11 protein-coding genes are annotated in these 13,049 nt (G+C 72.2%); 6 read left to right on the top strand and 5 right to left on the bottom strand.

Annotation, left to right across the window (positions count from 1 at the left end; genetic code table 11):
* Positions 1–32 precede the first annotated feature (32 nt).
* From LTT61_RS27400 to LTT61_RS27390, 3 genes are all read left to right on the top strand, one after another.
* Positions 33–1,754 (top strand): GAF domain-containing sensor histidine kinase, encoded by a 1,722-nt coding sequence (locus tag LTT61_RS27400; protein ID WP_233016892.1) that lies wholly within the window; start codon positions 33–35, stop codon positions 1,752–1,754.
* A gap of 205 nt (positions 1,755–1,959) precedes the next feature.
* Positions 1,960–3,309 carry a sensor domain-containing diguanylate cyclase gene (locus LTT61_RS27395; protein ID WP_233016891.1) on the top strand — a complete coding sequence of 450 codons (1,350 nt, stop codon included), beginning with the start codon at positions 1,960–1,962 and terminating at the stop codon, positions 3,307–3,309.
* A 92-nt stretch (positions 3,310–3,401) separates the two neighbouring features.
* Positions 3,402–5,672, top strand: a complete 2,271-nt coding sequence (locus tag LTT61_RS27390; RefSeq protein WP_233016890.1) for a HelD family protein — start codon at positions 3,402–3,404, stop codon at positions 5,670–5,672.
* A 64-nt stretch (positions 5,673–5,736) separates the two neighbouring features.
* On the opposite strand, the gene LTT61_RS27385 is transcribed toward LTT61_RS27390, so the two are convergent.
* From LTT61_RS27385 to LTT61_RS27375, 3 genes are all read right to left on the bottom strand, one after another.
* Positions 5,737–6,189: a universal stress protein gene (locus LTT61_RS27385; protein ID WP_233016889.1), complete on the bottom strand. Its 453-nt coding sequence runs from the start codon at positions 6,187–6,189 to the stop codon at positions 5,737–5,739.
* Between the two features lie 325 nt (positions 6,190–6,514).
* Positions 6,515–6,931, bottom strand: a complete 417-nt coding sequence (locus LTT61_RS27380) for a DoxX family protein (RefSeq protein ID WP_233016888.1) — start codon at positions 6,929–6,931, stop codon at positions 6,515–6,517.
* A gap of 67 nt (positions 6,932–6,998) precedes the next feature.
* Positions 6,999–7,934, bottom strand: coding sequence for a helix-turn-helix domain-containing protein (locus LTT61_RS27375; protein WP_233016887.1), 936 nt, complete (start codon positions 7,932–7,934; stop codon positions 6,999–7,001).
* On the opposite strand from LTT61_RS27375, the gene LTT61_RS27370 reads away from it, so the two are divergent.
* On the top strand, positions 7,933–8,403 hold the full coding sequence (locus tag LTT61_RS27370; protein WP_233016886.1) for a VOC family protein: 471 nt from the start codon (positions 7,933–7,935) through the stop codon (positions 8,401–8,403). The two genes, LTT61_RS27375 and LTT61_RS27370, sit on opposite strands and share 2 nt — an antisense overlap.
* Positions 8,404–8,532: 129 nt before the next feature.
* Here LTT61_RS27370 and uvrB read toward each other — a convergent pair whose 3' ends face one another.
* Positions 8,533–10,695, bottom strand: coding sequence for an excinuclease ABC subunit UvrB (uvrB, locus tag LTT61_RS27365; protein ID WP_233016885.1), 2,163 nt, complete (start codon positions 10,693–10,695; stop codon positions 8,533–8,535).
* A 69-nt stretch (positions 10,696–10,764) separates the two neighbouring features.
* Here uvrB and LTT61_RS27360 point away from each other — a divergent pair, with 69 nt between their 5' ends.
* On the top strand, positions 10,765–11,289 hold the full coding sequence (locus tag LTT61_RS27360; protein WP_233016884.1) for a DUF402 domain-containing protein: 525 nt from the start codon (positions 10,765–10,767) through the stop codon (positions 11,287–11,289).
* Here LTT61_RS27360 and coaE read toward each other — a convergent pair.
* Entirely contained in the window at positions 11,276–12,451 is a 1,176-nt protein-coding gene (gene coaE / locus LTT61_RS27355) for a dephospho-CoA kinase (RefSeq protein ID WP_233016883.1), read from the bottom strand. The genes LTT61_RS27360 and coaE overlap by 14 nt on opposite strands.
* Positions 12,452–12,791: 340 nt before the next feature.
* Between coaE and LTT61_RS33005 the strand changes: the two genes are divergently transcribed.
* Positions 12,792–12,926, top strand: coding sequence for a hypothetical protein (locus LTT61_RS33005; RefSeq protein ID WP_420094703.1), 135 nt, complete (start codon positions 12,792–12,794; stop codon positions 12,924–12,926).
* Positions 12,927–13,049: the final 123 nt, after the last annotated feature.

The raw sequence follows: 13,049 nt of genomic DNA, 5'->3' as shown, positions 1-13,049 counted from the left end.
GCGCCGACGCCCGGCAGCAGGGGAATGCGCGGATGACCGACGAGAACGGCAGCGATCCCTACTCGGTGCGCGACACCCTCTCCCAGCTGCGGTTGCGCGAGCTGCTCGGCGAGGTGAAGGAGCGGGTCGAGCTCATCATCGACTCCAGGGACCGGATGGACGGCCTGGTCGAGGCGATGCTCACGGTCACCAGGGGGCTGGACCTGGACGACACGCTCCGGGCCATCGTGCGCGCCGCCACCCAGCTGGTCGACGCGCGCTACGGCGCGCTCGCGGTGCGCGGCCACGACGAGCAGGTGGTGCAGTTCCTCGACGAGGGCATCGACGACGCCACCAGGGCGAAGATCGCGGCCCAGCCCGCCGGGCACGGGGTGCTCGGCACGGTCTTCGGGCACACCCGGCCGGTGCGGCTGGACGACCTCACCACGCACCCGGACTCGGTCGGCTTCCCGTCCGGCCATCCGCCCATGCGCACCTTCCTCGGGGTCGCGGTGCGGATCAGGGACGAGGTGTTCGGCAGCCTCTACCTCACCGAGAAGGCAGGCGGCCAGCCCTTCACCGAGGACGACGACGTGCTGGTGCAGGCGCTGGCCGCGGCCGCGGGCACCGCGGTGGACAACGCCAGGCTCTACGAGTCGGCGCGGACCAGGCAGGCCTGGATCGAGGCCACCCGCGACATCGCCACCGAGTTCCTGGCCGGCACCGACTCCGACCGGGTGCTGGCGCACGTGGTCGACCACGCCCGCACGCTGAGCGGCTCGCACCAGGCCTTCCTGGCCAGCGCCCCGATGCGGGTCGCGGGCGGCACCCCGGTGCGGGAGCTGGTGGTGACGCAGTGGGTCGGGCCGGACGCGGGCGCCGACTGGCAGCCGGTGCGGGTGGCGGGCACCGCGCTCGGCGAGGCCTTCACCCGGCGCACCCCGCTGCGCTGGGACGAGCTCGGCGACGCCGAGCTCGGGGTGCCGCTGCGCAATGCCGGGCCGGTGCTGGTGCTTCCGCTCTGCACCCCGGACAGCACGCTCGGCGTGCTGGTCACCATCCGCCCCGCCGGGTTCGCGCCGTTCGACGACGAGCTGGTCGAGCTGACGGCCGCCTTCACCGACCAGGCCGCGCTGGCCATGCAGCTCGCCGACGCCCAGCAGCGGGTGCGCGAACTGGACCTGGTCGCCGACCGCGACCGGATCGCCCGCGACCTGCACGACCACGTCATCCAGCGGCTCTTCGCCATCGGCCTTTCGCTGCAGAGCACGCTGCCACAGGTGCGGGGGCCGGAGGTGCGGGAGCGGCTCGGCGCCACCATCGACGACCTGCACGAGGTGGTGCAGGAGATCCGGACCTCGATCTTTGACCTGCACGGCGGGGTCGGGCTGCCGCAGCGGCTGGCCGACGCGGTGCGCCAGCAGACCGCGGAGACCGCGCTCCACGCCGACCTGCGGATCAGCGGCCCGGTGGACGGGCTCGCGCCGGAGCTGGCCGACCACACCGAGGCGGTGGTGCGCGAAGCGGTCAGCAATGCCGTGCGGCACTCCGGCGCCGACACCGTGCTGGTCGAGGTGGCCGCGGGCAGCGCGCTCACCGTGGTGGTCACCGACAACGGCTGGGGCATGCCGCACCACGTCGCCCGCTCCGGGCTGCGCAATCTGGAGCAGCGCGCCGAGTCGGCGGGCGGTTCGCTCGCGGTGGTGACCGCGGGGCCGGACGCCGATCCGAGCACCTTCCCCGGCACCAGGCTGCGCTGGTCGGTGCCGCTCTGATCGAGCCCGTGCGTACCGTGCGGTAACGGGAACGGTGCGCGCGATCGACATATGATCGAGTACTGCTCTGGACGGCTTCTGCGGCACCGGGCAATATCTGTGCTCCTCCGCCGGCTCCCCGGCGGGCGAACCGGTTACCCCCGTGGCCAGGGTGCGGGTGGCTGCCGTTCCGGGTGTGGCGCGGGACGAGCGATCGGGGAGCGACGTGGGTGAGGACGGCACCGTCGATGCTGCCGGCACACCGGCCGATGACGCGCGCGTCGCCGGCGCCGAGCTGGTCGCCCAGCGCTACCGCTCGCTGGTCGAGCACATCCCGGACGGCGTCTGCGTGCACGAGCGCGGCACCGTCGTCTACGTGAATCCCGCCGCCGTCCGGCTGGTCGGCGCCGCGTCCGCCGCCGAGGTGGTCGGCAGGCCGCTCACCGACTTCGTGCACCCCCGCTTCGTGCCAGCCATGCTGAACCGGATCGCGGGGCTCACCGAGGAGGGCTCGGGCTCGCCGCCCGCCGCGATGACGCTGCTCCGGGTGGACGGCAGCACCGTGGACGTGCAGACCGTCGCCGTGCTCACCCCCTGGCACGGCCGCCTCGCCTACCAGGTGGTGCTGCACGACCTCACCGCGCAGCGCACCGCGGAGGCCGCGCAGCGCCGCGCCGAGCAGCACTTCACCACGGTGGTGGAGCAGCTGGAGGAGGGCGTGGTCTGCATCGACCGGGACGGCCGGATCGAGTCCATCAACCCGGCCGCGCGGCGCATCTTCGGCGTGCACACCGGGCTCGAGCCGATCGGCTGCCGGATCGAGGAGCTGCCGATCACCCTGCTGGACGCCGCCGCCCGCCCGCTGGCCCCGGCCAGGCACCAGGTGGCGCGCACGCTGGCCACCGGCGAGACCATCACCGGCTACGTCTTCGGGGTCGACCGGCACGACGGGCAGCGCCGCTGGCTCTCCGGCAGCAGCAGGCTGCTGAACCCGGACGACCCGGACTCCTCCGCGGTCTCCTCGTTCTCCGACATCACCGAGGTCCGCGCCAGCCGCAGGCAGCTGGAGTACCAGGCGACGCACGACTCGCTGACCGGGCTGGCCAACCGGTCGCTGGTGCTGGCCCGGCTGGCCGAGGCGCTGGCCGCCGGTGACGAGCAGCCGGTCTCGCTGGTGCTCTTCATCGACCTGGACGGCTTCAAGGCGATCAACGACACGCTCGGGCACGCCATCGGCGACACCGTGCTGCAGATCGTGGCGCAACGGTTGCAGCGGGCGCTGCGCGCCGACGACGTGGTCGGCAGGCTCGGCGGCGACGAGTTCCTGGTCCTGGTCGCCGGGCGCACCCGCGCCGCCGACCGGGACGCGCTGGCGCAGCGGCTGCGCACCGCCATGGCGGAGCCGATCATCGCGCGCGGGCACCGGATCGAGGTGGACGCCTCGGTCGGCGCCACCGATCTGCTGCCCGGCGACGACCGCACCCCGGAGGCGGTGCTGCACGACGCCGACGTAGCGATGTACCAGGCCAAGTCCGGCGGTGACCGGAACCACCCGACCAGCACGCACGCCTCCTGACCGGCACCGGCCGGAGTAGACTCGATCGTTCCGTTCTCCGGCTGCGCACTCCGCGCGCAGCGGACTCCCACCCGGCCGAGAAGGAGTTCAGTGTGCCCGAAGGCCGCGACGACGACCTGGTAACCGAGCAGGAGTACCTGACCGCGCTGTACGAGCGGCTGGACGCCATGCGCGAGTACGCGCGCACCCGGCTGCGCACCGTCCTGCTCGAGGCGGGCGGCACCCCGCAGGCGCGCAGCGAGCGGGAATCGTTCACTCAGCTCTACAGCGAGGACCTGGCCAAGTACGACGCCGCCGAGCACGGCCTCTGCTTCGGCCGGATCGACCTCGACCCGGAGCAGTCCGAGGACGCCAGCCGCTACGTCGGCAGGCTCGGCATCCTGGACGAGGAGCACGACTACGAGCCGCTGCTGCTGGACTGGCGCGCTCCCCTGGCCCGGCCGTTCTACCTGGCCACCACCGCCATGCCGGAGGGGGTGCGGCGGCGCAGGCACATCCGCTCGCGCAACCGCAGGGTGACCGCGCTGAACGACGAGTACCTCGCGGTCGAGGCGCTGGAGGCGGCGGGCGCCGCGCAGCCGGACGAGGGGGTCGGCGGCGAGAGCGCGCTGCTCGCCGCGCTGAACGCCGCCCGCACCGGGCACATGAACGACATCGTCGAGACCATCCAGACCGAGCAGGACGCGATCATCCGCTCCGAGCACAAGAGCGTGCTCGTCGTGCAGGGCGGGCCGGGCACCGGCAAGACCGCGGTGGCGCTGCACCGCGCCGCCTACCTGCTCTACACCTACCGGCAGCAGCTGGCCAAGAGCGGCGTGCTGATCATCGGCCCGAACGCGACCTTCCTCGACTACATCGGGCAGGTGCTCCCCTCGCTCGGCGAGACCGGCGTGCTGCTCTCCACCATCGGCGACCTCTACCCCGGGGTGAAGGCCACCAGGGAGGACAGCCTGCGCGCGGGCGAGCTCAAGGGCTCGCTCGCCATCCTCGACGTGCTCAAGCAGGCCGTCCGGGACCGGCAGGAGGTGCCCGCCCAGCCGATCCGGCTGCGCTTCGACGGCTACCCGGTGACGCTGGACCGCGGCATCGCGACGAAGGCGCGCGGCCGGGCCCGCTCCTCCCGGCGCCCGCACAACCTGGCGCGGCCGATCTTCGCCGCCTCGGTGATCGACGCGCTCACCGAGCAGCTCGCCGCCACCATGGGCGCCAACCTGGTCGGCGCGGAGAGCCTGCTCGCCCCCGCCGAGCTGAACGACATCAGGGACGAGATGCGCTCCGACCCCGAGGTGCAGGCCGCCATCACCCGGCTCTGGCCGATCCTCTCGCCGCAGGAGGTGCTCGCCGACCTGCTGGCCCAGCCGGAGCGGCTGGCCCGGGTGGCGCGGACCATGCCGGAGGCCGACCGGGCCGAGCTGCACCGGCGGGCCACCGGCGAGTTCAGCGCCGCCGACGCCCCGCTGCTGGACGAGCTGGCCGAGCTGCTCGGGGTGGACGACGCCGAGGAGCGGGAGCGCTCGCGGCGGCGCTACCGGGCCAGGCTGGAGGAGGCGCAGGACGCGCTGGACATCCTCACCGGCTCGGCGCCGCAGGATCTGGAGGACGAGCTCGACCCGGAGATCCTCATGGCCTACGACCTGATCGACGCCGGGCAGCTGGCCGAGCGGCAGAACGTGCGCACCAGCCAGACCACCGCCGAGCGCGCCGCCGGCGACCGCACCTGGACCTACGGCCACGTCATCGTGGACGAGGCGCAGGAGCTCTCGGCCATGGCCTGGCGCATGGTCATGCGGCGGATCCCGAACCGCTGGATCACCGCGGTCGGCGACGTGGCGCAGACCGGCGACCCGGCGGGCGCCTCGTCCTGGCAGGAGATCCTGGAGCCGTACGTGGCGCGGCGCTGGAAGCTGGCCGAGCTGACCGTCAACTACCGGACGCCTGCCGAGATCATGGCGGTGGCGGCGGGGGTGCTGGCGGCGATCGATCCGGCGGCCGAGGTGCCGCGTTCGATCCGGGCCACCGGGGTGGAGCCGAAGGCGGTGCGGGTGGCCTCCGGCGAGCTGGCCGACGCGGTGGGCAAGGCGGTGGCGGCCGAGACCGGGCCGGGGACCACGGCGGTGATAGTGCCGCACGCGCTGGCGGGCGCGCTGCCCGAGCCGCCGAGCGAGTCGGTGCGGGTGCTCACCGTCGCCGAGGTGAAGGGGCTGGAGTTCGACGCGGTGCTCCTGGTCGAGCCGGCCGCGATCCTCGACGAGTCACCGCGCGGGCGGAACGACCTGTACGTCGCGCTCACCCGCGCCACCCAGCGGCTCACCGTGCTGCACAGCACCGATCTCCCGGCCGAGCTGTCCACGCTCGCGCCCTGAGCGCTGCCCGGACGCGACGAACCCCGCCCGATCGGGCCGGGCGGGGTTCGTCGAGCGGGAGTTCTCAGCGCACGGTGTGCACGATCAGCACGTCCGAGCGGGACTTGCGCGCGACATCCGACGGCACCGAGCCGAGCAACCGCCCGGCCAGGGTGTTCAGCCCCCGGTTGCCGACGACGAGCAGATCGGCGTCGACCTCGCGCACCAGGTTCAGCAGCGAGTCGACCGGCTCGCCGACGACGGGCCGCTCGATGATGTTCTTGGCGCCCGCGGCCGTGGCTCTGTCCCGCGCGACGCGCAGGATCTCGGTGGTCGGCGCGGAGCCGCGCACCTGGTAGGCCTCGTCCTTGAGCACGTCCGCCGCGGCGGCGACATCACGGTCGTCCGTCGGGTAGAACGCGCAGGCCACGATCAGGGCGGCGTCGGAAACGCCTGCCAGCGCCGCGGCCTTCTCCACGGCCACGTACGACGAGTCCGATCCATCGGTACCGACGACAATGGTCCGGTAGGCGGTCATCTCTCCTCCAACGACTCAGGGCGGGTGCCGGTCCGGTGCCTGGCTGAGACACGCACCGGGCGGTGACTGCGACCGACCATAGCGGCAAAACCCCGCAGAATTTAAGAAATCGCAACACATCACATCCGCGCCCCCGCGGCATTCCGGTGATCCGCCGCACCGCGAGTTCGCTGACCGGCCCGCGCCAACCTGCGCCGACGCGGTGCGGACGGGGGCCGATCTGTGAAGTGTCACAGGCGAATCGAAGCGCCTTGCCCCGGTAAGACATTCGTCACAACACCGATACCCCGCCGGTTTCCGGCCGGAAAAGCGTACCGCGCCGTGGTCAGTTCAGGTGGAAGAGCGGCCCGGTGATCGTCAGCCCGAGCTCGGGCGTGTGCGCGAAGAAGGCGAAGAGCGCCAGCGCGGCGCCGCCGAGCGCGACGTCCTTGTTGAAGCCGATCAGCTCCATCTGCTTGGTCTCGGCGTCGGTCTCCTTCCAGAACGGGTGCATGAGCACCGCGGTCGGCAGCAGGAACAGCACGAGCAGCAGCGATCCGAGGTCGGCCCAGACGCCGAGCAGCACGCTCAGCGCGCCGACCAGGATGAGCACCCCCGAGCCGATTACGGCGAGCTTCGGCGCGGGTATCCCCCGGCTCGCCGCGTACCCGGCCATCCCGTCCGCCTGGGTCAGGTGACCCGCGGCGGAGCCGAGGAACAGCAGCGCGAACAAGATCCGCCCGATCAGCACAACGACATCCATGACCCGCTCCTTCGAGACATCGGAATCCGACCGGGACAATTGTCCCGCCGCGGCCGCCGGATATCCCCTATCGACCCGAAGAATCGGCCGAATCGTGTCCGGGGATCGGGCTGCGGGCGGAATTGCGCGCGTATTCCAGCGGCGGCATCCCGATTTCGGCGGTGAATTCCCGGCAGAAATGCGCCTGGTCGAAATAGCCGAGCTCGAGCGCGAGCGCGGCCAGGTCGGCGGTGCGGCCGCAGGCGAGCAGGTGCGCGCCGTCCTGCAGCCGGTAGCGGCGCAGCACCCACTTCGGCCCCGCGCCGACGTAGCGGCGGAACAGCCGCTGCAGGGTGCGCACCGGGATGTCGAACCGCTCGGTGACCTGGTCGACCCGGGTGAGCTCGCGCTCCCGCTCCATGGCCGCGACGACGGTGAGCACCAGGTCGTACTGCGGGTCGGCGGCGGCGACCCGGCCGGTGAAGTACTCCTCGACCAGTGCGGCACGCGCGTCGTCGTCGGCCGCGGCCAGCACCGGGCCGGTCAGCCGGTCGGCGCCGGGCAGCACCTCGCCGAGCGGCAGCCGCCGGTCGCGCAGCGCGCCGATGTCGAGCCCGGTGAAGGCGCCGAAGCCGCCGGGGTGGAAGCGCAGCCCGAAGGTGTGGCCGCGGCCGGTGAGCTCGCGCTCGAAGCGGGTGGTGCAGACGCCGTTGACGAAGCCGCCGCGGTCCTGCTCGCTCGCCTCGAAGGTGACGTTCACGCAGGGGTGCGACAGCACCTCGGCCCGGTACGGCTCGCGCAGGTCCCAGTGCACCGCCCAGTACCAGGCCACGTAGCGGCGCAGCGCCGGGCCGACCGGCAGCCGGCTCAGCGAGCGGTGCCTGGCCTGCTCGCCGGGGTGCAGGATGCCCTTCAGGCTCTCCCCGCCGCCGACCCCGCCGCGAATGGGCGCGGCGCGCTCGTCAGCCACCGTGTCGCTTTCTTCCAAGATCGGCGCGCCCGGGCGGGGCAGGGTGGTTCCCATGACGAACACCGTGAATCCCATCCCGGCCGGCTACCACTCGCTCACCTGCTTCCTCGCGGTGCCGGACGGCAACGCCGCGCTGGATTTCTACACGGCTGTCCTCGGCGCCGAGGTCGTCAGCCGCAACGACCTGCCGGACGGCCAGCCCGCGCACGCCGAGGTGAAGGTCGGCGATTCGACCTTCCAGGTCGGGCTGCCGATGCCGGAGAACGGCGTGCGCGCGCCCGAACAGGGCTGGGTGCACACCTCGATCGTGCACTACTGCCCGGACGTGGACGGCGTGGTCGAGCGGGCCGCCGCGCACGGCGCGACGGTGCTGGAGCAGCCCGCCACCTTCGTCACCGGCGACCGCTTCGGCGTCTTCCTCGACCCGTTCGGGCACCGCTGGGTGACCATGACCCGGGTCGAGGACGTCTCCCCCGCCGAGGCCGAGCGCCGGGTGAACGAGTGGATGGCCCAGCAGGGCTGAACCGCTCACGAAGGCCGGGCAACTCGAACTGCCCGCGGCAGGCTCACGGGAGCCGACCCGTTCCCGTGAGCCCGGCGGGCGCTCCCGCCTGCGGCAGGCTCGCGGGGCGGGGGCGCGGGGGCACCCCGCTCACGACAGCCCTGCCGCGTCCATGCCGCGCAGCTCCTTCTTCAGGTCGGAGATCTCGTCCCTGAGCCGCCCCGCGAGCTCGAACTGCAGCTCGCGGGCGGCGTTCATCATCTGCGCGGTGAGCTCGGCGACCAGGTCGGCGAGCTCGGCGCGCGGCATGGACGAGGTGTCGCGGCCCTCGTACACCCCCGCGCTCACCGCGCGGCCCGGCTCGCCCTGGGCCCGCCTGCCGCGGCTGGCATTGCGGCCGGAGCCGCCGACCTGCACCGTGTCCTCGGCCTCCTGGTACACCTGATCCAGGATGTCGGCGATCTTCTTGCGCAGCGGCATCGGGTCGATGCCCCGCTCGGTGTTGTAGGCCACCTGCTTGGCCCGGCGCCGATCGGTCTCCTCGATGGCGTGCCGCATGGAGTCGGTGACCTTGTCCGCGTACATGTGCACCTGCCCGGAGACGTTGCGGGCGGCGCGGCCGATGGTCTGGATCAGGCTGGTGCTGCTGCGCAGGAAGCCCTCCTTGTCGGCGTCCAGGATCGCCACCAGGGAGACCTCGGGCAGGTCGAGCCCCTCGCGCAGCAGGTTGATGCCGACCAGCACGTCGAACTCGCCGAGCCGGAGCTGGCGCAGCAGCTCGACCCGGCGCAGCGTGTCGATCTCCGAGTGCAGGTAGCGCACCCGGATCCCGAGGCCGAGCAGGTAGTCGGTGAGATCCTCGGACATCTTCTTGGTCAGCGTGGTGACCAGCACCCGCTCGTCCTTCTCGGTGCGCAGCCGGATCTCGTGCACCAGGTCGTCGATCTGGCCCTTGGTCGGCTTGACCACCACCTCGGGATCGACCAGCCCGGTCGGGCGGATGACCTGCTCGACCACCTCGCCGCCGGTCTGCCCCAGCTCGTACGGGCCCGGCGTGGCCGAGAGGTACACCGCCTGGCCGATCCGGTCGGCGAACTCCTCCCAGGTGAGCGGGCGGTTGTCCACCGCGGAGGGCAGCCGGAAGCCGAACTCCACCAGGTTCCGCTTGCGCGACATGTCGCCCTCGTACATGCCGCCGATCTGCGGCACGGTGACGTGCGATTCGTCGATCACCAGGAGGAAGTCCTCCGGGAAGTAGTCGATCAGGGTGGCCGGGGCCGAACCCGCCGGCCTGCCGTCGATGTGCCGTGAGTAGTTCTCGATGCCGGAGCAGAAGCCGACCTGGCGGATCATCTCCAGGTCGTACTGGGTGCGCATGCGCAGCCGCTGCGCCTCCAGCAGCTTGCCCTGCCGCTCCAGCTCGGCCAGCCGCCCCTCCAGCTCGGCCTCGATGTCGCCGACCGCGCGCTCCATCCGCTCCGGCCCCGCGACGTAGTGCGTGGCCGGGAAGATGCGCACGGTGTCGACCTTGCGCACCACGTCGCCGGTGAGCGGGTGCAGGTAGTACAGCGCCTCGATCTCGTCGCCGAAGAACTCGATGCGGATCGCGAGCTCCTCGTAGGACGGGATGATCTCCACGGTGTCGCCGCGCACCCGGAACGAGCCGCGGGTGAAGGACATGTCGTTGCGGGTGTACTGCACATCGACCAGCAGCCGGAGCAGCGCGTCCCGGTCGACCTGGCCGCCGATCTCCAGCTGCACCGAGCGGTCCAGGTAGGACTGCGGGGTGCCGAGGCCGTAGATGCAGGAGACCGAGGCGACCACGATCACGTCGCGCCGGGAGAGCAGGCTCGAGGTCGCCGAGTGGCGCAGCCGCTCCACGTCGTCGTTGATCGAGCTGTCCTTCTCGATGTAGGTGTCGGTCTGCGCGATGTACGCCTCGGGCTGGTAGTAGTCGTAGTACGAGACGAAGTACTCGACGGCGTTGTGCGGGAACATCTCCCGCAGCTCGTTCGCCAGCTGGGCGGCGAGCGTCTTGTTCGGGGCCATCACCAGCGTCGGCCGCTGCAGCTTCTCGATCAGCCACGCCGTCGTCGCCGACTTGCCGGTGCCGGTGGCGCCGAGCAGCACGACATCGCGCTCCCCCGCGCGCACCCGGCGCTCCAGCTCGGCGATCGCGGCGGGCTGGTCACCAGCGGGTTCGTGGTCGCTGACGACCCGGAACTCGCCCTCGGCACGCTCGATCTCGCCCACCGGACGGAACTCCGAGTGGGCCAGCGGCGTCCCCTCGGGGATCTCGGTTGCGAATGCCATGCTCACCAGGGTAGGCGGAGCCACCGACACACTCCGGCGCGGCGACCGGAGGGCGGTACATTTCCGGGCATGACAGACGCGCAGGGGGTATCGGTGCATCGGCCCAAGGTCGAGCACTTCGATCTGGCGGCGCGCACCAACACCGACAACAAGGGGTTCGTGCGGCCGGTGCAGGCGTACCGGGAGGAGCCGTGGGGGCTGTACATGTCGCGCACCGCCGACCACCCCCGGTTCGAGCACATGGAGTCCTGGCTGCTCCCCGACCTCGGCGTGCGCGCGACGATCTTCCACTTCCGGGCGGGCGAGCTCCGCGACCAGGACGTCTACCTGGACATCGGGGTGTTCCGCCCGGTCGCCCCGCTGCGCTGGCGCGCGCTCGACCACTACCTCGACATCGCGGTGCAGAACGGCAGGGAGGCCGAGTTGCTCGACACCGACGAGCTGCTCGCCGCGCTGGAGGCCGGGCTGATCGACGCCGCCGCCGCCGAGGCAGCCGTGCTGAACGCGACCTACGCCATCGAGGGGCTGGCCGCGCACGGCTACTCGGTAGACGCCTGGGCCGGTTCGCTCGGCATGCCGCTCAGCTGGCGCTGAGCCGCGCGTACACCTCGTCGAACCAGGGCTCCTCGACGGCCAGGTAGGCGTCCATCGCCGCGCGGCCGGTCAACCCCTCCGCCTCGGCCTCGGCCTTGCGCTCGACCGCCAGGTACTCGGCGCGCAGCTCGGGATCGGCGCGCAGCGCGTCCCGGAAGGCGATGGCGAAGCGGGCGCCGGGCGAATCGGCCACCCGCAGGCTGATATCGGCCGGGCGGCCCGGGTCGGCGCTGTTGTGCAGCCGCTTCTCCCATCGGGCCGGGTCGCCGTCGGCCGGCTCGGGGTTGTCGAAGCGGTGCTCGCCGACCGGGAACCCGGCTGCGGTGAGCCCGTCGCGCAGCCCGTCCGCGACCTCGAGGCTCGGCACCGTGATCTGGATGTCGAGCACGTCCTTGGCCGGGAGGCCCGGCACCGAGGTGGCGCCGGTGTGCTCGATGCTCAGCGCGGCGCCGCCGCAGGCCAGCCGGAGCCGGGCGATCAGCCGCTGCGCCTGGGCAGGCCACTCCGGGTCCGGCTCGGCCAGCCGGACGGCGTCGGTCGCGGCCGCGGTACCCGTGCGCAGATTGCGCTCGAAGGGCAGCAGCCGCTCGGACCAGAGCGCGCGCACCACCGGCTCGAGCGCCTCCGGCTCGCCGCTGTTGTCCAGCCAGACGTCGGCGGCGGCGCGGCGCTGCTCGTCCGTGGCCTGGCTGGCGATCCGCGCCCGCGCGTCGGCCTCGTCCACGCCGCGGAACTCGACCAGCCTGCGGAGCCGCAGCTCGGCGGGGGCGTGCACGACGAGCACCAGGTTCGTCATGGGCGCGAGGTTGTTCTCCACGAGCAGCGGCACGTCCTGCACCACGACGGCGTCGGCGGGCGCGGCGGCGAAGAGCTCCGCGGTGCGCTTGCCGACCAGCGGGTGCACGATGCCGTTCAGCGCGGTCCTGGATTCGTCGCTCGCGAAGGCGATGGCGGCCAGCGCGGGGCGGTCCAGGCTGCCGTCGGCGGCCAGGATGGCATCGCCGAACCGCTCGACCAGGGCGGCCAGCCCCTCGGTGCCGGGGGCGACCACCTCGCGGGCGATGGCGTCGGAGTCGATGAGGACGCCGCCGAGCTCGGTCAGGATCCGCGCCACCGTCGACTTGCCCGCTCCCATGCCTCCGGTGAGGCCGATCCGCAACATGGGAGACAGTCTCGCACGAGGTGCCGATCAGTCTTGGTACCCATCGGGCGCACCGAATTCACCTGAATTGCCGCCGCTGCCCGATCCGTGACGATGCCGAGATCATTTCGCAACAATTTCCGTGCGACCCGCGTCGGCAACGATAACTTTCCGACACGCGGCGGCGTTTTCCAGGATGAAGTACTGGGCCGATCGGAAGATTTCCGATACTGTTCGGCCTGGCGAATTCCGGCCGCTCCCGCATCGAGGCAAAGGACATTCATTGCGCACCGAACTCAACCGAGCGGGTCGCCACCGCCTCGGAATGCCGGGGGGAGTGCACTGTGTCCGCTACCCCGCCGTGGCGGCGGCGATCGCCGAATACCGCAGGCCGTGGTTGACCGCGCTGCTCAGCCCGTCGAGGCACAGCTTCGTGTCGTCGCGACGACGCCCGCTGTTCGCGGTCGCCCGCTGGATTCCGGCCACCGCCAACTGATCCCGTCCACGACTGTGGCCCGGCCGATGCGGCCGGGCCACAGTCGTCTCCGTGCCCCTCGCGGGCCGGCCCCGGAAAAGCCCGAAGGCCCCGATCCGCGTGGATCGGGGCCTTCGGTGTCCT

This window comes from Nocardia asteroides, from assembly GCF_021183625.1.
GTDB classification, from domain to species: domain Bacteria; phylum Actinomycetota; class Actinomycetes; order Mycobacteriales; family Mycobacteriaceae; genus Nocardia; species Nocardia asteroides_A.
Note: the sequence above shows the minus strand (reverse complement) of the source record. Positions and strands in the feature narration are given on the sequence as shown.